At 72.1% G+C, this 18,515-nt stretch carries 18 protein-coding genes and 1 riboswitch; of the genes, 4 read left to right on the top strand and 14 right to left on the bottom strand.

Going from position 1 to position 18,515, the window contains the following annotated elements; all coding sequences use genetic code 11:
- Positions 1-76: 76 nt before the first annotated feature.
- The 9 genes from AB0G52_RS33630 to AB0G52_RS33590 all read right to left on the bottom strand — a co-directional run bounded on the left by AB0G52_RS33630 (position 77) and on the right by AB0G52_RS33590 (position 7,469).
- Positions 77-1,165 carry a hemolysin family protein gene (locus tag AB0G52_RS33630; RefSeq protein ID WP_132894158.1) on the bottom strand — a complete coding sequence of 363 codons (1,089 nt, stop codon included), beginning with the start codon at positions 1,163-1,165 and terminating at the stop codon, positions 77-79.
- Positions 1,162-2,490 (bottom strand): hemolysin family protein, encoded by a 1,329-nt coding sequence (locus AB0G52_RS33625; RefSeq protein WP_132894156.1) that lies wholly within the window; start codon positions 2,488-2,490, stop codon positions 1,162-1,164. Before AB0G52_RS33625 ends, AB0G52_RS33630 begins: the two co-directional genes overlap by 4 nt.
- Positions 2,491-2,746: 256 nt before the next feature.
- Positions 2,747-3,202 (bottom strand): PH domain-containing protein, encoded by a 456-nt coding sequence (locus tag AB0G52_RS33620; protein WP_132894154.1) that lies wholly within the window; start codon positions 3,200-3,202, stop codon positions 2,747-2,749.
- Positions 3,203-3,215: 13 nt separating this feature from the next.
- Positions 3,216-4,064, bottom strand: a complete 849-nt coding sequence (gene hisG / locus AB0G52_RS33615) for an ATP phosphoribosyltransferase (protein ID WP_132894152.1) — start codon at positions 4,062-4,064, stop codon at positions 3,216-3,218.
- Between the two features lie 56 nt (positions 4,065-4,120).
- Positions 4,121-4,393, bottom strand: coding sequence for a phosphoribosyl-ATP diphosphatase (locus AB0G52_RS33610; RefSeq protein WP_030946750.1), 273 nt, complete (start codon positions 4,391-4,393; stop codon positions 4,121-4,123).
- Between the two features lie 34 nt (positions 4,394-4,427).
- On the bottom strand, positions 4,428-4,913 hold the full coding sequence (gene ribH, locus AB0G52_RS33605; RefSeq protein ID WP_132894150.1) for a 6,7-dimethyl-8-ribityllumazine synthase: 486 nt from the start codon (positions 4,911-4,913) through the stop codon (positions 4,428-4,430).
- A gap of 26 nt (positions 4,914-4,939) precedes the next feature.
- Positions 4,940-6,229, bottom strand: coding sequence for a bifunctional 3,4-dihydroxy-2-butanone-4-phosphate synthase/GTP cyclohydrolase II (locus tag AB0G52_RS33600; protein WP_132894148.1), 1,290 nt, complete (start codon positions 6,227-6,229; stop codon positions 4,940-4,942).
- Positions 6,226-6,867, bottom strand: coding sequence for a nicotinamide riboside transporter PnuC (pnuC, locus tag AB0G52_RS33595; protein ID WP_132894147.1), 642 nt, complete (start codon positions 6,865-6,867; stop codon positions 6,226-6,228). The genes AB0G52_RS33600 and pnuC overlap by 4 nt, the downstream gene beginning before the upstream one ends.
- On the bottom strand, positions 6,864-7,469 hold the full coding sequence (locus tag AB0G52_RS33590; RefSeq protein WP_361341743.1) for a riboflavin synthase: 606 nt from the start codon (positions 7,467-7,469) through the stop codon (positions 6,864-6,866). Before AB0G52_RS33590 ends, pnuC begins: the two co-directional genes overlap by 4 nt.
- Positions 7,470-7,625: 156 nt before the next feature.
- Positions 7,626-7,756: riboswitch (FMN riboswitch) on the bottom strand.
- Positions 7,757-8,083: 327 nt separating this feature from the next.
- Here AB0G52_RS33590 and AB0G52_RS33585 point away from each other — a divergent pair.
- Positions 8,084-8,818: an SDR family oxidoreductase gene (locus AB0G52_RS33585; RefSeq protein WP_361341740.1), complete on the top strand. Its 735-nt coding sequence runs from the start codon at positions 8,084-8,086 to the stop codon at positions 8,816-8,818.
- A gap of 17 nt (positions 8,819-8,835) precedes the next feature.
- Here the strand turns inward: AB0G52_RS33585 and AB0G52_RS33580 are convergent, their stop codons facing one another.
- Positions 8,836-10,278 (bottom strand): ROK family transcriptional regulator, encoded by a 1,443-nt coding sequence (locus AB0G52_RS33580; protein ID WP_361341737.1) that lies wholly within the window; start codon positions 10,276-10,278, stop codon positions 8,836-8,838.
- 121 nt (positions 10,279-10,399) lie between these two features.
- Here AB0G52_RS33580 and AB0G52_RS33575 point away from each other — a divergent pair, with 121 nt between their 5' ends.
- Positions 10,400-11,614, top strand: coding sequence for an MFS transporter (locus AB0G52_RS33575; RefSeq protein WP_132894143.1), 1,215 nt, complete (start codon positions 10,400-10,402; stop codon positions 11,612-11,614).
- Here the strand turns inward: AB0G52_RS33575 and AB0G52_RS33570 are convergent.
- Complete coding sequence (locus tag AB0G52_RS33570) at positions 11,574-12,032, bottom strand: thioesterase family protein (RefSeq protein ID WP_132894141.1); 459 nt, start codon at positions 12,030-12,032, stop codon at positions 11,574-11,576. The genes AB0G52_RS33575 and AB0G52_RS33570 overlap by 41 nt on opposite strands.
- Before the next feature lie 87 nt (positions 12,033-12,119).
- Positions 12,120-13,388 carry an alginate lyase family protein gene (locus AB0G52_RS33565; RefSeq protein ID WP_132894139.1) on the bottom strand — a complete coding sequence of 423 codons (1,269 nt, stop codon included), beginning with the start codon at positions 13,386-13,388 and terminating at the stop codon, positions 12,120-12,122.
- Positions 13,389-13,531: 143 nt separating this feature from the next.
- On the opposite strand from AB0G52_RS33565, the gene AB0G52_RS33560 reads away from it, so the two are divergent.
- Positions 13,532-14,911: a solute carrier family 23 protein gene (locus AB0G52_RS33560; protein WP_132894137.1), complete on the top strand. Its 1,380-nt coding sequence runs from the start codon at positions 13,532-13,534 to the stop codon at positions 14,909-14,911.
- 102 nt (positions 14,912-15,013) lie between these two features.
- Positions 15,014-15,700, top strand: coding sequence for a DUF5995 family protein (locus tag AB0G52_RS33555; protein WP_132894136.1), 687 nt, complete (start codon positions 15,014-15,016; stop codon positions 15,698-15,700).
- Between the two features lie 28 nt (positions 15,701-15,728).
- Here AB0G52_RS33555 and AB0G52_RS33550 read toward each other — a convergent pair whose 3' ends face one another.
- Together AB0G52_RS33550 and AB0G52_RS33545 are read right to left on the bottom strand one after the other, a co-directional pair.
- Positions 15,729-17,441 (bottom strand): FAD-dependent oxidoreductase, encoded by a 1,713-nt coding sequence (locus AB0G52_RS33550; RefSeq protein WP_132894134.1) that lies wholly within the window; start codon positions 17,439-17,441, stop codon positions 15,729-15,731.
- Positions 17,442-17,535: 94 nt separating this feature from the next.
- A complete protein-coding gene (locus AB0G52_RS33545) occupies positions 17,536-18,324 on the bottom strand; it encodes a carbon-nitrogen hydrolase family protein (RefSeq protein WP_132894132.1) in 789 nt (262 codons plus the stop codon).
- Positions 18,325-18,515: the final 191 nt, after the last annotated feature.

Here is an 18,515-nt window from a genome sequence, read left to right as displayed (position 1 = left end):
CGACCGGCCTCCACCGGCCCGCAGCTCCCCTCGACTCCCCTCGACGCCACCCACGGCCGCCTGCTTCCGGCGCCGCTCAGCCCACCGGCACTTCCTCCGGCTCTCCGCTCACCCTCGGTTCCGGTGTCCTCGGGGGCGTCGGCTGGTTCCGGTGTGCCGGATCGCGGACCTCGCCGACCAGCAGCTCCAGGACGTCCTCGAGCGCCGCCAGGCCGAGCACCCTGCCCTTCGCGTCGGCCACCTGGGCCAGGTGGGTGGCGGCCCGACGCATCACCGTGAGGGCGTCGTCGAGTGGCAGCTCCGCCCGCAGGGTCGTCATCGGCCGCCATATCTGCTGCGGCACCGCCCGCTCCGAGTCCTCCAGGTCCAGGACGTCCTTCACGTGCACGTAGCCCATGAAGGCGCCGGACTCGGCCGCCACCGGGAAGCGGGAGTACCCGGTGCGGGCGGTGAGCTCGACGATCTGGCCCGGGGTGACCGACGGCGGGACCGTGATCAGGGACTCGCGTCGCAGGAGGACGTCCGTCACCGGGCGGGAGCCCAGTTCCAGCGCGTCCTCCAGGCGCTCCCGCTCCTCGGGGTCGAGGAGCCCCGCCTGGCCGGAGTCCTCCAGGAGCCGGTTCAGCTGCTCGCTGGTGACGACGGCCTCGACCTCGTCCTTCGGCTCCACCCGGAAGAGCTTGAGGATGCCCTGGGCGCAGGCACCGAGCGCGACCGTGATCGGCCGGCACACCCGGGCGAAGGCCACCAGGCCGGGACTCAGCCAGAGCGCCGCCTTCTCCGGCGCCGCCATCGCCAGGTTCTTCGGCACCATCTCACCGATGACCAGGTGGAAGAAGACGACACCGGCCAGCGCGATCACGTAGCCGAGGGGGTGGATCACGCCCTCGGGCAGGTGGATCGCCTCGAACAACGGTTCCAGCAGATGCGCCACCGTCGGTTCGGCCACCGCGCCCAGGGTCAGCGAGCAGACCGTGATGCCGAACTGGGCCGCGGCCATCATCTGCGGCAGGCGTTCCAGGCCGTACAGCACCTGGCGGGCCCGCGCGGTGCCGAGCGGTTCGATCTGGCTGCGGCGGACCGAGACCAGCGCGAACTCCGCGCCCACGAAGAAGCCGTTGGCCAGGACCAGCAGCCCGGCGAAAACCAGTTGGAGGACGCTCATCGGGCGGCCTCCGCGACGGCTGGGGCGACCCGGACCAGGCGGACGCGTTCGGCCCGGTAGTGGCCGACCCGGCGGACCGACAGCCGCCAGCCGGGCAGTTCCGCGCGGTCGCCGGGCGCCGGGATGCGGCCGAGCAGGTCGGCGACCAGGCCGGCGACCGTCTCGTACGGGCCTTCCGGCACGTCCAGGCCTATCCGCTGGAGGATGTCCACGCGGACGCTGCCGTCGACGTCCCAGGCCGGCTTGCCGTCCTGGGAGGGGGCGGCGGAGAGCTCCGGCGCGTCCGGGCTGTCGTGCTCGTCGCGGACCTCGCCGACGAGTTCCTCGACGATGTCCTCCAGGGTGACCACGCCGGCCGTGCCGCCGTACTCGTCGACGACGACCGCGATGGGCTGTTCGCTGCGCAGCCGTGCCAGCAGGGGCTGGACCGGCAGGGTCTCGGGGACCAGCAGCGCCTGGCGGGCGATGCGGCCCACGGGGGTGTGCAGCCGTTCGTGCACGGGCACCGCCAGTGCGTCCTTGAGGTGGGCCATGCCGACGATCTCGTCGATCTTCTCCCGATAGACGGGGAAGCGGGACAGGCCGGTGGCCCGGGTGAGGTTGACGACGTCCTCGGCGGTCGCCGAGTCCTGGAGGGCGCTGACCTTCACCCGGGGGGTCATGACGTGCTGGGCGGTCAGCTCGCCCAGGGACAGGGTGCGGACGAACAGGTCGGCCGTGTCCTGCTCCAGGGCGCCGGCCTGAGCCGAGTGCCGGGCCAGGGAGACCAGCTCGCCGGGGGTGCGGGCGGACGCCAGCTCCTCGGCCGGTTCGACGCCCAGCGCGCGCACGAGCCGGTTGGCGACCGTGTTCAGCGCGGCGATGACCGGGCGCAGGAGCCGGGAGAAGCGGGCCTGGGGGCCGGCGACGAAGCGCGCGACCTGGAGGGGCTTGGAGACCGCCCAGTTCTTGGGCACGAGTTCGCCGATCACCATCTGGATGGCCGAGGCCAGCAGCATGCCGACGACCACGGCGATACCGGAGACGGCGCCCTCGGGGAGGCCGATCGCGGTGAACGGGCCGCGCAGCAGCGCGGCCAGCGCCGGTTCGGCGAGCATGCCGACGACCAGGGAGGTGATGGTGATGCCGAGCTGGGTGCCGGACAGCTGGAAGGACAGCTCCTTCAGCGATTCGACGACCGTACGGGCACGCTTGTCGCCGTCTGCGGCGGCCTTCTCGGCCTCCGGGCGCTCGACGGTGACCAGTCCGAACTCGGCGGCCACGAAGAAGCCGTTGGCCAGGATGAGCAGGAACGCGGCTGCCAGGAGCAGCAGGGGGGTGGTCATGGTGCCGCCGCCTCCGCTTCGTCGCGGACGGGGCCGGAGCGGTCCGCGGTATGTCGGGAGGGGGCGGCGCAGGTACTACAGGACGATCCGTCCATCGCCGGAGAGGGTCACTCCTCGGGTAGCAGGAACCCCTGTGCGCGGGGCGCGCCACAGGGGTGGAGGCGGGACGTGAAAAGCCTCCGCCAACAGATTAATCAAGACCGGGGCCGTTGCGGCAGGGTCGACGGCCCCGAGGAGCCCCCGAAGTTGCGTGATCTCAGCCCTGATGCTGCTCGGGGTCGTGGATCGCGCGGGCCTCGGCGAGCGCTCGCAGGGCCCTGGCGTCGGCGATCGCGCGCTGCCTGGCGATGCCCGGCTGGATGCCGAGCGCGGGCAGGCTGGTGCCGTCGCTGAGGTCGAGGAACACCCACGGGTCACCCGGGCGGAGGTTCACCTGGAGGATCTCCGCCCATTCCAGGTGCCGCTCGCCGGCGATGTTGACGACGGTGACGCCGGACTCCTCGGCGACGACCTTCACGCGGGCCAGCCGCGCCAGCACCCAGAAGATCAGGGCGCCGGTGAGGACGAAACTGAGCTTCTCCCCCGGGCCGAGCTGCTCCAGGAGCAGCGCGACGCCGGAGATGGTGACGAAGATCGCGGCACCCGCTGTGAGCAGGATCGCGCGGGTGTGGCCCGGCCGGAAGGTGACGGGCAGGGTGGGCGGCTCGGACATCTCTCGCGGCCCCTCAGAGGCGGCAGGCGTGGATGGCCGTGGTCAGGATGGCGCGGGCGCCGAGGTCGTACAGGTCGTCCATGATCCGCTGGGCGTCCTTGGCGGGGACCATGGCGCGGACGGCGACCCAGCCCTCGTTGTGCAGCGGGGAGACGGTCGGCGACTCCAGGCCCGGGGTGAGGGCGACGGCCTTCTCCAGCTGCTCGACCCGGCAGTCATAGTCCATCATCACGTACGTCCGGGCGACCAGGACGCCCTGGAGGCGGCGCAGGAACTGCTGGACCTTGGGTTCCTCGGCGTCGGCGCCGGTACGGCGGACCACGATCGCCTCGGACTTCATGATCGGCTCGCCGAAGACCTCCAGGCCCGCGTTGCGCAGGCTGGTGCCGGTCTCGACGACGTCGGCGATGACCTCGGCGACGCCCAGCTCGACGGCGGTCTCCACGGCGCCGTCGAGGTGGACGACGGAGGCTTCGACGCCGCTGTCGGCGAGGTGTTTGGCGACGATCCCCTCGTAGGAGGTGGCGACCGTCTTGCCCTTGAGGTCCGCCAGGGTGTTCGCGGCGCCCGGCTTGGAGGCGAAGCGGAAGGTGGAGCGGGCGAAGCCGAGCGGGAGGATCTCCTCGGCGTCGGCGCCGGAGTCCACCAGCAGGTCGCGGCCGGTGATGCCGATGTCGAGGCGTCCGGAGGAGACGTAGATCGCGATGTCGCGGGGGCGCAGGTAGAAGAATTCCACGTCGTTGACCGGGTCGACGGTGCGGAGTTCCTTGGACTCCCGGCGCTGCCGGTAGCCGGCCTCATGCAGCATGTCCGCCGCAGGGCCTGAGAGGGAACCCTTGTTGGGGACGGCGATGCGCAGCATGAGGTCGGCTTCCTTCGCTTCGAAAGAGGGCTGATAGGGGGTGTCTGAGCGGGGTTCTACAGGTGGGCGTAGACGTCGTCCAGCGAGATCCCGCGGGCGACCATCATCACCTGGACGTGGTAGAGCAGCTGCGAGATCTCCTCGGCGGCCGCTTCCTTGCCCTCGTACTCGGCGGCCATCCAGACCTCGGCGGCCTCCTCGACGACCTTCTTGCCGATGGCATGGACGCCCTTGCCGACCAGCTCGGCGGTGCGGGACGTGGCGGGGTCGCCGTGGGCGGCCTTGTGCTGGAGCTCGGTGAAGAGCTCCTCGAAAGTCTTGTTGGACATGGTGAGCGCCAGACTACGCCAAACGCCGCCTCGCTCAGTGCCAGGGTTCGGATACTGAGCGGAGGGTGGCCGCGGTCGCCACCGCCGCGGTCACCGCCTCGTGGCCCTTGTCCTCGTTCGAGCCGGGCAGGCCCGCGCGGTCCAGGGCCTGCTCCTCGTCGTCGCAGGTGAGGACGCCGAAGCCGACGGGGACGCCGGTGTCGACGGAGACCTGGGTGAGGCCCTGGGTGACGCCCTGGCACACGTACTCGAAGTGCGGGGTGCCGCCGCGGATGACGACGCCGAGGGCGACCACCGCGTCGTAGCCGCGGCCGGCGAGGACCTTCGCGGCGACCGAGAGCTCCCAGGTGCCGGGGACCCGGAGCAGGGTGGGCTCGTCGATCCCCAGCTCGCGCAGGGCGCGCAGGGCGCCGTCCACCAGTCCGTCCATCACCTTCTCGTGCCACTGGGCCGCGATGACGGCGACCCGCAGGTCGCTGACATTGCGTACGGACAACTCCGGTGCACCCTTGCCGCTCACGTACGTCTCTCCTCAGTGCTGTTTCTCTACTGGTTCGCGCAGGTGGCCACGGCCGCCGTGTCCAGCCAGGGCAGGTCGTGGCCCATCCGGTCCCGCTTGGTGCGCAGGTAGCGGAGGTTGTGCTCGCCCGCCTGCACGGGCATCGGCTCGCGCCCGCTGATCCTCAGACCGTGGCTGAGCAGCGCGTCGCTCTTGTCGGGGTTGTTGGTCATCAGGCGGACGCTGCGGACGCCGAGGTCGGCCAGGATCCGGGCGCCCGCGCGGTAGTCGCGGGCGTCGGCGGGCAGACCGAGTTCGAGGTTGGCGTCGAGGGTGTCGCGGCCGCGCTCCTGGAGTTCGTAGGCGCGCAGCTTGGACAGCAGCCCGATGCCGCGGCCCTCGTGTCCGCGCAGGTAGACGACGATCCCCCGGCCCTCCGCCTGGATCCGGCCGAGCGCCTCGTCGAGCTGGGGGCCGCAGTCGCAGCGGGCGGAGCCGAAGACGTCGCCGGTGAGGCACTCGGAGTGGACGCGGACCAGGACGTCCTCGCCGTCGCCGATCTCCCCGTGCACGAGGGCGACGTGCTCGACGCCGTCGGCGGTGGAGCGGTAGCCGTACGCAGTGAAGGTGCCGTGCCGGGTGGGCAGCTTGACCTCGGCCTCGCGGCGCACGGCCGGTTCGGCGGACCGGCGGTAGGTGATCAGGTCGGCGATGGAGATGATCGTCAGGCCGTGCTTGCGGGCGAACGGGACCAGCTCGGGGAGGCGGAGCATCCGGCCGTCCTCGCCGGCGATCTCCACGATGGCACCGGCGGGACGCAGGCCCGCGAGGCGGGCGAGGTCGACGGCGGCCTCGGTGTGGCCGTTGCGGGCGAGGACGCCGCCGGGGCGGGCGCGCAGCGGGAAGACGTGGCCGGGGCGGACGAGGTCGGTGGGCTCGGCCTGGCCGCTCGCCAGCAGCTGGAGGGTGGTGGCGCGGTCGGCGGCCGAGATGCCGGTGGTGACGCCGTGCGCGGCGGACGCGTCCACGGAGACGGTGAACGCGGTCTTCATGGACTCGGTGTTGTCCTCGACCATCTGCGGCAGCCGGAGCCGGTCGAGTTCGTCGCCCTCCATGGGAGCGCAGATCAGGCCGCGGCACTCGCTCATCATGAAGGCGATGATCTCGGGGGTGGCCTTCTCGGCTGCGATGACGAGGTCGCCCTCGTTCTCGCGGTCCTCGTCGTCGACCACCACGACCGGCCGTCCTGCGGCGATGTCGGCGATGGCCTGCTCGACCGGGTCGAGGGTGAGTCCCTCGATGTCGTGGGTGTGGTGGAGAACGGGTGCCGCGGTCATGCGGGTGCTCCTTCCAGAGCGGGCCGCGAACCCTGGCGGGAGCGCAGCCACCAGTCGCGCATGCCCCACAGGACGAGCGCGCCGTAGATGACGTAGACGAAGCCGGAGAAGGCGTAGCCGTTGGCGAAGTTGAGGGGGACGCCGACCACGTCGACCAGGAGCCAGGCGATCCAGAACTCGACCATGCCGCGGGCCTGGGCGTACATCGCGACGATGGTGCCGACGAAGATGTAGGCGTCCGGCCAGGGGTCCCAGGACAGGGACGGGAAGGCCTCGAAGAGCAGGGCGACGGCGACCGTGCCGGCGGCCGCGGCGGCGAGCATCGCGCCGCGCTCACGCCAGGTGGCGAAGCGGGGGACGATGTGACCGTCGCCGGACTGGCCCTTGTTCCGGTTCCACTGCCACCAGCCGTACAGGGCGACCACCATGACGACGACCTGCTTGCCCGCGCTGCCGGCCAGGTGGCCGTAGAAGGCGATGAACAGGACCAGGCCGGAGAGGAACTGCACCGGCCAGGTCAGCAGGGAGCGTCGCCAGCCGAGGGCGAGGGTGATCAGGCCCAGGATGTTCCCGATCATGTCCGACCAGATGATGCGCTGGTGGAGGAGGGTGAAGGCCTCGGAGTTCAGCCAGTTCACTTGCCCGCTCCCCGCGTGTTCGCAAGCAGCCGCTCGACGTACTTGGCGACCACGTCGACCTCGAGGTTGACCGGGTCGCCGGGCTGCTTGTGGCCGAGCGTGGTCAGGTCGAGGGTGGTGGGGATGAGGCTGACGGTGAAGTGGTCCTGGCCCGCCTCCACGACGGTGAGGCTGATGCCGTCGACCGTGATGGAGCCCTTCTCCACGACGTACCGGCTGAGGTGGGCCGGGAGCGAGATCTTGACGATCTCCCAGTTCTCCGAGGGGGTGCGCGCCAGCACCTCGCCGGTGCCGTCGACGTGGCCCTGCACGATGTGGCCGCCGAGGCGGGAGCCGACGGCGGTGGGACGCTCCAGGTTGACGCGGGAGCCGACGCCGAGGGCGCCGAGGGAGGAACGCTGGAGGGTCTCCGCCATGACGTCGGCGGTGAACTCGTCGCCCTCGTGCTCCACGACGGTCAGACAGACCCCGTTCACGGCGATGGAGTCGCCGTGCTGTGCGCCCTTGGTCACCACGGGGCCACGGAGCCGGAAACGGGAGGCGTCGCCGAGGTTCTCGACGGCGGTGATCTCACCCAGCTCTTCGACGATTCCGGTGAACACTTCCCGGGTCCTCCTGCCTCAACGGGGCGCGGACTCCGGGGCCTGTCGAAGGACGACAGAATGTACGGGTGAGCAGACCGGGGCGACGCCGAAGAGGTCCCGCCCTGCATCGGACGAGACCAGATACGGCGGCGCGCACACGTACATGCTCGCCCGCCGCGCACTGCCTCCCATCCGGACTTTAACCGTCGGTCCAGGAATTTCACCTGGTCAACCGGCCGCTGGAAGCGGACGGGTCGCGGACTGTAACCGCCGGTTCGGAGTTTCACCGACCCCGGAGTGCGCTGCTTCTGGTACACCGCCAGTGTGCCACGCCCGATGGTGGTCCATACAGGGGAACCGTGTGGGCTGCCTCACAGCGGATGCCGCTGGACTTCTCACCAGGGGCGCCATGTGCCCAACGGCCGTGCGGGTCCGCGCTCTTGACTTCGATTCACCTCTATTGACCCAGCTGGTCTAGTCCTTTTAGGGTGCGGTCGGCCCGGCGGCGGTGACGACGGCCCTTGCCCGCCGCCGGGTCGCGCCGATGTCACATTTCCCGGCGCCCGCGGGGTCGTACTCGCCGGAGGGGCGTTCCGGCCGGGAGCGCCCGGTGTCCGGAGGGACGGAACGACATGACCACGACCCTGGTGACCGGCGGGACCGGAACGCTGGGCAGGCTCGTCGTCGGGCGGCTGCGGGCGGACGGCCACGAGGTGCGGGTGCTCAGCCGGCACGCCGCCCCCTACGCCGTGGACCTGCGCACGGGTGGGGCCGGTCTGGAGGCCGCGCTGACCGGCGTGGAGACGGTCGTGCACTGCGCGAGCACCCCCAGGGGAGGTGACGAGCGGGCGGCGGCGAACCTGATCGCGGCGGCGCGGCGGGCCGGGGTGGGCCATCTCCTGTACATCTCGATCGTGGGCGTGGACCGGGTGCCGCTCGGCTACTACCGGGCGAAGCTCGCGGTGGAACGGCTGGTCGAGGAGTCGGGGCTGGGCTGGACCGTGCTGCGTACGACGCAGTTCCACGATCTGCTGGTGACGCTGTTCGAGGGGCTTGCGAAGGCGCCCGTGCTGCCGGTGCCGCGCGGGGTGGCCGACCAGCCGATAGAGGTGGGCGAAGTCGCCGACCGGCTCGCGGAGTTGGCCGGTGCGGGGCCGGCGGGGCGGGTGGCCGACATGGGCGGGCCCGAGGTGCGGCCGCTGGAGTCGCTGGCGCGGGCGTACCTGGAGGCGGGCGGGCGGCGCCGGGCGCTGGTCGGGGTGCCGCTGTTCGGCGGGGTGTACCGGGCCTTTCGGGAGGGCGGTCATCTGGCGCCGGAACGGGCGGTCGGGAAGGGCACGTTCGAGGACTTCCTCGCCCGGCGCTGAGGGCGCGCGGGGCCGGGTCAGCGATCGGGGGGCGCGAACAGGTCGTCCTGGGCGCGCTCCCGGGCGGTCAGCAGGGCGCCGCGCAGGACGGCCGCGCCGCCGAGGGTGCTCGCCCGCACCTCCGTGGCCATCGGGGACATCCGGCGCAGCCGGTCCTCGACGCGGGCGGCGAGCGCCGCGCCGCCGGCCGGGCCGACCTCTCCGCCGAGCACCACGCAGCCGGGGTCTAGGACGGCGACGACGGCGGCCACACCCACGGCGATCCGATCGGCGAGCACATCGAGAAACCGGGAGCGCGCCACGAGCGGGCCCGGATCGGCCCGGTGCCCGGGCGCGGGCGCGTCGTGGCCGGTCGCGCCGTTCCCCGCGCCCCCGAGGGGCGCTGATGCGTCGGCGCCGGTACGGGAACCCCGCGGGCCGACCAGGCAGTTGTCAGGCGCCGGCGCGTCGTGGCCGGTCGCGCCGTTCCCCGCGCCCCCGAGGGGCGCCGATGCGTCGGCGTCGGCGTGGGGGCCCTGTGGGCTGACCTGGCGGTTGTCGGGGGCCGGAGCGTCGGGGTCGGCGGGCGTTGTTCGGGCGGCCAGTTCCACGGCGTGTGCCGCGGTCTCGGTCGACGTCATGCCGCACTGTTCGGCGAGTTCCCTGATCGCCGCCGCTCCGACCAGGGAGTGGTAGCCGCCGGAGCAGTCCGTCGCCGACGGGAGCGCCGGGGTCCCCGGGACCGGCAGGAAGCCGATCTCGCCGGTGCCGCCGGAGGCGCCCCGGCGCAGGCTGCCGTCCAGGACGACGGCGGCGCCGGGGCTGTCGCCCAGCCAGAGCAGGACGAAGGTGTCCCGGTCGCGTGCCACGCCCTCCCCTTGCTCGGCGAGGGCCGCCAGGTTGGTCTCGTTCTCGACGCTGACCCGGGCCTCGGGAAAGCGCTCCTGGAGGACGGCGACCAGGCGGCGGTGCCAGGCGGGCAGCCCCGCGGAGTCGCGCAGTTCGCCGGTCGCCGGATCGACGAGCCCGGGCGCCCCGATGCCGACGGTGTGCAGCCGCCCCCCTCCGGTGGCCTCCGCCTCCTTCACCGCCCGCTCCACAAGCCCCACCGCCTGCTCGACGGCGGCCGTGGTCCCCGTCTCCGGGCCGACCGGCACCGCCCCCTCCGCCAGCACCCGTCCCACCAGGTCGGAGACGAGGACCGAGACGCTGTCGGTGCGCACGTCGAGGGCGGCCAGACACGCGCGGTCGGCGGCGATCCCGTACAGCCGGGCGTTCGGCCCGCGGCGCTGCTCCCCCGACTCGCCGACCACCCTGATCAGGCCGGACGCGCTGAGCCGTTCGACCAGGTCGGCGACGGTCGGCCGGGACAGCCCGGTCAGCTGTTTCAACTGGCCTGCCGTCAGCGGACCTTCCTGCTGGAGCAGACCCAGGGCGAGCCGGTCGTTGATGGCCCGGGCGGTACTAGGTGATGCGGGCATGACGGGCATCCTCCCAGAACGCGCGGCCCGGGACGGCCACTTCGCTCCCTATCTATCAGGCAGGGTCCCTGATAGTTTACGGCGGACAGCGGGGCGGCAACCGGCCGGGGAGGGCGGGACCATGAAAGACGTGGACCACGGGCAGGGCGGGGTGAGGCGCTCGCGTTACGCCGTCGCGGCCGTCTTCACCGTGCACGGTGCCGTCACCGGCTCGTTCGCGACCCGGGTGCCGTGGATCCAGGACCACGCCTCGCTCGGCGCGGGACAGCTCGGCTTCGCGCTCGCCTTCGGGGCGTTCGGCGCCTCGTGCTCGATGCCGCTGGCGGGCCGGATCAGCCACCGCTTCGGCAGCCGTACCGCGATGCGCGGTCTGATCGCGATGTGGACGCTGGCCCTGGTACTGCCGGCCCTCGCGCCGAACGTGTACACGCTCTGCCTGGCCATGTTCGTCTACGGCGCGAGCGCGGGCATGGCCGACGTCGCGATGAACGCGCTCGGCGTGGAGGTGGAGCGGCGGCTCCGGAAGTCGATCATGTCGGGGCTGCACGGCATGTGGAGCGCGGGCGCCCTGATCGGTTCGGCGGCCGGCACCCTCGCCGCACACCTGGGCTCGGACGCCCGGCTGCACTTCGCGCTGGCGGCGGCCACCCTGACCCTGCTCGGGATCCTGGCCGCCGGCTGGGTCCCGGACCTCAGGCCGGAGGCGGACGAGGAGCCGCCGCCGCGGTTCGCGCTGCCGCCCCGTTCGGCCCTGCTGATCGGCGCGGTGGGCTTCTGCGCCGTGTTCGCCGAGGGGGCGAGCCTGGACTGGTCGGCGGTGTTCCTGAAGAACCGGATGGAGAGTTCGGCCGGGCTGGCGGCGGCCACCACCACCGGGTTCATGCTGACCATGGCGATCGCCCGGATCAGCGGGGACGCGGTGGTGAACCGCTACGGCGCGGTGCGTACCGTGCGCGGCGGCGGGGTGCTGGCCGTGCTCGGCGGGCTGCTGATCGTCCTCGCGGGGCATCCGGCGGTGGCGATGACGGGGTTCGCGCTGATGGGCCTCGGCATCGCGGTGGTCGTCCCGCTGTGCTTCGCGGCGGCCGGGCACGCGGGACCGAATCCCAGCCAGGCCATCGCGGGCGTCGCGACGATCACCTACACCTCGGGGCTGGTCGCCCCGAGCCTGATCGGCGGGGTGGCGCAGGCGACCAGTCTGGTGGTGTCGTTCGGCCTCGTCACGGCGCTGGCCTTCGGCCTGGTGGCGTGCGCGGGCGTGCTGAGGTCCGGGGAACGCGCGGTCCGGGCGGAGGTCAGCTCCCGGGTCGAAGCAGTTCCCGGCCCGCGGCCCTGAACCGCTCGCTCCAGGGAGCCGGGCGCAGCGTGCCGGCGTCCAGCCGGACCAGGACCCGGGTGCCCTGGGCATAGGTGACCGCGCCGTCCGCCGAGCAGAACCGGAAGCCGTAGGTCAGGCCCGTGGTGCCGAGCCGTTCCAGCCAGAGGTGGACGGCGTAGACGCCGGGGCGGGTGACCGGCGCCTCGTAGCCGATGCGGAGTTCCTTGACCGCGTTGCAGGCGTCCTCGGCCGCCGCCCAGTCGCCCTCGAAGGCGAAGCCGTGCTCCTGCCACAGCTCCGCCCAGGCCCGCTCGACCATCACCGGGTAGCGGGCGTTGTGGAGCAGTCCGAGCGCGTCCAGGTCGTCGAAGTGGACGGTGACGGGAATCAGCCGGCCGTAGGACAGGGCGGGGGCGGTCGGGGCTTCGGCGGTCACGGGTGGGGCTCCTGAGCACGGGTGACGAAGTGGTGGGGACACTCCATCCTAAGCGCGTGCTCAGGAGCCCCGGCCGGGACGGGGCTCTCAGCCCGCGATCGAGTCCAGCTGCTCGGCGGCGGGCCGCAGGGCCCAGAGGTCGCCACCGGGGGGTGCCTCCAGCCGCCGGACCGCCTGCTGCGCCGCCCGGTCGCCCGCGTCGGCCGCCGCGTGGACGACGTCGGTCGCGGCGTAGCGGTGGAACTCCAGCTCCGGGTAGGGCCAGGCGGCGGCGCCCGTCGCGGCGGGCAGCAGATAGTCGACGGCCTTGGACAGGCCCTGCCCGTCGGGCCCCCGGTAGGCCCACAGGTCCACCCCGACATGCCGGCCGATGGCAGCGAGCCGGGTGTAGGCGACCAGGTCGAAGGCCGAGTAGTGCCAGCTGCGGGTGCGGGCGAGTTCCTGCGGCTGGCTGCCGTCGCCCGCGATCTGCGGGTCGATCCGCTTCGCCCGCGCGTCCAGCACCGTCTTCCGCGCCAGCGCCTTGTCGCCGGTCGCGTAGGCGAGGGCGGCGAGCTGCATGTCGTAGAAGGTGCCGTGGTTGTTGGCGGCGGCGCCCTCCTCCTTGCCGAAGGCGCTGTTCTCCAGCCAGTCCCGGAAGTCCGTGTTCCAGATCCGCATGCCGGACCGGTCCGCGGCGCTCCAGCCGGGCGCTCCGGTGCCGAGGATCGCGAGCGCGTCGACCACACTCGTGTACGACTGGGAGAAGTCGATGATGCCGATCGACCGGCCGTCGTACTTGCACGGGATGAACTGGGCGTGGTTCAGGTTCGGGTTCATCCGGGTCGCCGGGTCCAGGAACCAGGTGCGCAGCACCTGCCCGGCCTTCTCGGCGTACGCCCGCCTGCCCGTGTAGAACCAGGCCAGGGAGAGGTCGTACGTCGAGTCGAAGACCTTCTCGACGTCCTGGCGGTCGGTGCCGCTGTCGACCTCGGGATTGCGCTGGCCGTCGCGCTGCACGTAGGGGCAGCCCCAGGGGTTGTCGGCGGTGGGCGTGGTGGTGGGCCACCAGTAGGGCGCCTGGCTCAGGTAGTCGTGGACGTCACCGCCGGGGGCGGGCTTCGGTTTGTCGACGACCGTCCAGGGGCCCTGGTCCAGCCAGGCGTCGGCGCGTGCGGTCAGGTCCTGGACGGCGCGGCGCAGTCGCGGGTCGCCGTGGCCGAGTTCCGCCCTGGTGCGCTGGAGGCGGGCGCCGTCGAGGACGGCGGTGTCGGGCACCCGGTCCGTCCTCGTGGTCGCGTGGGCGGAGGGGACGAGCACGGCCGCGACGGCCGCGAGTGCCGCCAGGACGACGGCCGCACGGGATCTTCCACTCATCGAGCACTCCGATCGTCTCTTCAGACAGGATGTTCAGATACGTGAACACTGTTCATGATTAGGACCGTGCGAGCGTAGGACCGTCAGGTAGCCGTGACAATGGTCCGGACCGACTTCACGTACAAGGAAAGCGAAGCCCCACCATGGATCTCGGCGTGCGCTGGAAACTGCACGGCGACGGGCGTACGCCCGCGCCCGGAGCGGTGGTACGCCCCGACGAACGGCTCTCCTGGCCCCGCACCGTGGGGCTCGGCGCCCAGCACGTGGTGGCCATGTTCGGCGCGTCCTTCGTGGCACCCGTCCTGATGGGCCTCGACCCCAACCTCGCGATCATGATGTCCGGCGTCGCGACCGTGATCTTCCTGCTGGCGACGCGCGGCAGGGTGCCCAGCTACCTCGGCTGTTCGCTGTCGTTCGTCGGGGTGGCCGCGGTGATCCGCGCACAGGGCGGGACGAGCGCCACGGTCACCGGCGCGACCCTCGTGGTCGGTGCCGTGCTCTTCCTGATCGGGCTCGCCGTCCAGCGCTTCGGCGCCCGGATCATCCACGCCGCGATGCCGCCGATCGTGACCGGCGCCGTCGTGATGCTCATCGGCTTCAACCTGGCGCCCGTCACCGCCGCCACCTACTGGCCGCAGGACCAGTGGACGGCGCTGCTGGTGATGCTGTTCACCGGTCTGGCCGTCGTCTGTCTGCGTGGTTTCTGGTCACGCGTCGCGATCTTCCTGGGCCTGGTCTTCGGATACGTCCTGTCCTGGGCCCTCGACCGGATCTTCGGCCGGATCCACTCGATGAGCCCGAGCGGCAAGGTCACCGACCACTGGCGCCTGGACCTCTCGGGCGTCGGCAAGGCCGACTGGATCGGGCTGCCGTCCTTCCACGGCCCGTCCTTCCAGTGGTCCGCGATCCTGGTCGCCCTCCCCGTCGTGATCGCCCTGGTCGCCGAGAACGCCGGACACGTCAAGGCCGTCGGCGAGATGACCGGCGACCCGCTGGACGACAGGCTCGGCACGGCGATCTCGGCGGACGGCGCCGCCTCGATGCTCTCCTCCGCCGTGGGCGGCCCGCCCAACACCACCTACTCCGAGAACATCGGCGTGATGGCCGCGACCCGCGTCTACTCCACCGCCGCCTACTGGGCCGCCGCGGGCTTCGCGCTGCTCTTCGGCGTGTGCCCCAAGTTCGGCGCGGTGGTGGCCGCCGTCCCGGGCGGGGTGCTCGGCGGCATCACGGTGATCCTTTACGGCATGATCGGCCTGCTCGGTGCCCAGATCTGGCTGCACGCCAAGGTGGACCTGCGCAACCCGCTGAACCTGGTCCCGGCCGCCGCGGGCATCATCATCGGCGTCGGCAACGTCAGCATGAAGTTCACCGACACCTTCTCCCTCAGCGGCATCGCGCTCGGCACCCTGGTCGTCATCACCGGCTACCACGCGCTGCGCGCCATGGCCCCGGCGCACCTCAAGTCGCAGGAACCGCTGCTCGACGAGGGCACCAGCTCCTACGACGACACCAGGCCCTAGGCAGACGGCGGGCACGGGTCCCGGCGGCCGCCGTTCCCCCGTTCCGGGGAAGCGCCGGGCCCGTCGGCCCGTGCGCCGGCCCGAGGCTGGGACCCTGCCCCCATGGCGCAGCTGGAACACCTCACCGCTCCGGTCGACACCGTCGTCTCCCGGATGCGCGCCCTGGACGAGGACCTCCCCCGGCGGGACGGCGTGGCGGTGTTCAACCGCGTCTACCTGGCCGTCACGGAGGAGGTCGGGCGTCGCCTGCGGGCGGGCCGGTTCGGGGATCCGAGAGCCGCCGCGACGCTGGACGTGCGGTTCGCCGAGCGCTACCTGACGGCGGTGGACGCGGAGGCCGCGGGCCACCGCCCGCCGGCCTGCTGGCGGCCGTTGTTCCAGTTCCGGCGCCATCCGGGGGTACGGCCCCTGCAGTTCGCCCTCGCGGGCATCAACGCCCACATCGGGCACGACCTGGCGCTGGCCGTGGTGGACGCCTGCCGTACCCTCGGCTGCGAACCGGCCGAGCTGGAGGACGAGTTCGACCGCGTGGGCGACCTCCTCGTCTCCTTGGAGGAGCGGATCCGGGAGGACCTGATGCCGGGACCCGACCTGCTGCAGATCGCCGACCCGCTGACCCACCTGCTCGGTTCCTGGAGCCTGGAACGGGCCCGGGACGCGACCTGGTCGGCGGCGCGGGCCCTGTGGGCGCTGCGCCGGTTCGAGGACCTGGCCGAGGAGTCCGCCGACCGCCTGGACGCGGCGGTCGGCCTCGCGAGCCGCATGCTGCTCACCCCGCTGCGCGACTGAGCCGCGAGCACCGGCCCGCGCCCGCCTCCTAGTCCTCGGGGAGTTCCACCGGGGCGATCTCGTCGTAGACGTCGCCGGGGCCGGGGTTGGTCCGGTCGGTCTCTCCGCCGAAGTGGTGCATGACGCCCCAGACGGCGTTCAGCGCGGTCTGCACGGCGCCCTCGGCCCAGCCCGCCGTCCAGGAGATGTCGTCGCCGGCGAGGAAGATGCCCCGCTTGTCCTCGGGCAGCCGGTCCTGCATGAAGTGCGTGAACAGGCGCCGCTGGTAGCGGTAGTGGCCGGGCAGGTTGGCCTTGAACGCGCCCATGAAGTAGGGCTCGTTCTCCCAGGAGACCGTCACCGGGTTGCCGATGATGTGCTTCCTGATGTCGACCTTCGGGTAGATCTCGCCGAGCGACTTCAGCATGACCTCCATCCGCTCGTTCGCGGACAGCGGCAGCCACTTCAGGCTGTCGTCGCACCACGTGTACGAGAGGCAGATGACGGCGGGCCGGTCCGGGCCGTCGTCGAGGAGGTAGGTGCCGCGGGTCATGCGGTCGGTGAGCGTCATCGACATGACGTCCCGGCCGGTCGGATTTCCCCTGTCGTCGACGGCCTTGTCCAGCCAGAACGGCCGGTCCACGGGCACGAAGAGCTTGCTGGACTCCATGTAGTGGGTGCGCTCGATCGCGGTCCAGTGGTCGATCGGGAAGAGCGAGTCGTCGCAGGCGATCTTGGACAGCAGCATCCAGGACTGGGCGGTGAAGATCGCCGCCTGGTAGGTCCGGATGTCGCCGTTCGCGTCGGTCACGGTGATCTGGTTGCCCGCGGTGCGGTGCAGCCGGGTCACGGCCGGGCGGGGCTCGCCGTCCACGTGCAGGGACTTCAGCGAGGTGCCGTACGGCCAGTGGACGATCTTCTCCGGCTCGCGCTCCCAGAGGCGCAGCGGCAGCTGCTGGGAGCCGCCGACGATGCCGCGGTGGTGGTCGTCGGCCTCGGTGTAGACGACGCGCAGGATCTCCAGGATCGAGTTGGGGAAGTCCGTGTCCCAGCCGCCCGTGCCGAAGCCGACCTGGCCGAAGATCTCCCGGTGCCGGAAGGACCGGAACGCCTCGGAGTCGCAGAGGAAGCCGTAGAAGGTCTGGTTGTCGAGCTTCTCCACCAGCCGCGACCAGATCTCGCGGATGCGCGGCACGTCCCGCTCGCGCATCGCACGGTTCATGTCGGAGAAGTCGGCGCCCTCCTCCAGGCACGTGTTCCAGGCGGCGGCGACGTCCCGGTAGACCTGCGGCAGGTCGGCGATCGTCTCGGCGTAGTGCGACTCGCCCTTGAGGTCGACCACGGTAGAAGGGGTCGCCTCCGAGAGCGGGTTGGGGAACGGCCGGGTCTGGAGCCCCACCAGGTCGATGTAGTGCTGGAGGGCGGTGGACGAGGGCGGGAAGCGCATCGCGCCCATCTCGGCGGTCAGCGAGGGGTCGCAGCCCTCGAAGCCGACGGTCCGCAGCCGGCCGCCGATCCGGTCGGCCTCGTAGACGACCGGCTTCAGGCCCATCTTCATCAGCTCGTACGCGGCCACGATGCCGGACAGTCCGCCCCCGATGACCGCCACCTCGGTGCCGTGCTCGGTCGCCGGGACCTGGCCGAGGCCCGCCGGGTGGGCGAGGAAGTCGTCGTAGGCGTAGGGGAAGTCCGGGCCGAACATGGTGATCGGCGGCTGCTGCTCGTCGGCGTGCTCGACGGCGTTGGGCACCGTGGACGTCATGGGGTACGGACTCCTTGCGACATGCGTGAAGAAGGGAGAAGGGAGAAGGGAGACGGAGGAGAAGGGCGAAGGAGAAGCGAGGGGGGCGGGAAGGTCAGGCCAGGGACCCGTAGAGGCCGGGGCGGCGGTCCTTCAGGTACGGGTTCGCCTCGCGGGAGGCGGCGAGGAAGGCGGGGTCCGCCTCGGCGAGGAGGAGCTCCGTGCCGCGTCCGGCGCGGGCCCGGGCGATCCCGTCGGGCCCGGCCAGCGTGGAGAGCCCGACGAACTCGAACTCGCCCTCGCTGCCCACCCGGTTGACGTACGCCACGTACATCTGGCTCTCCCAGGCCCGCACCGGGACCAGGGACTCGGCGACGAACTGGAACGGGTGCATGTTCGCCGTCGGGACCAGCAGCAGGTCGGTACCGGCCAGGGCGTGCGCGCGGACCAGCTCGGGGAACTCGACGTCGTAGCAGATCATCAGGCCGACGTTCATTCCGCCCAGCTCCACCTGGACCACCGGCTGCTCGCCCGGGGTGAAGTGGTCCCGTTCGAAGCAGCCGAAGAGGTGGGTCTTGCGGTAGTTCGCGAGCCGGGTGCCGTCGGCGGAGATCAGCTGGACGGAGTTGTGGACGCCGGCGCCGGCGCGCTCCGGGTAGCCGTAGGCGATCGCGAGGCCGTGGCGGTGGGCCAGCTCGGCGATCGTGTCCGCGCTGTCGCCGTCGGCGGGCTCGGCGAGGCGGCCGATGCCGTCGCCGATCGCGTAGCCGGTCAGGAACATCTCCGGGGTGACGAGCAGCGCGGCGCCCGCGGCGGCGGCCCGGGCGGCGGCCTCGTCGAGCACCTTGAGGTTCTCGACGGTCGAGCCGGGGCGGCCGGAGCTCTGGAGCAGGGCGGTGCGCATGCGGGTCCTCACCGGTTACGGAAGGGGGGTCTGGGGGCCAGTTAGACCGTACGGTCGGCGGGCCGAACCGGACAAGGAGGAGCCGTTGCGCGGTGGTGAGCGGTTCGTTGCGTGCGGGGTGGCTTGGGCGGCGATTCGTTGCGCCGGGTCATGGCTCCCGCCGCCGTGCCGCGGTCCCCGTCAGCGGTGCC

This window comes from Streptomyces sp. NPDC021562 (assembly GCF_040640875.1).
GTDB lineage: Bacteria > Actinomycetota > Actinomycetes > Streptomycetales > Streptomycetaceae > Streptomyces.
This window is presented reverse-complemented; position numbering and strand designations above follow the sequence as displayed.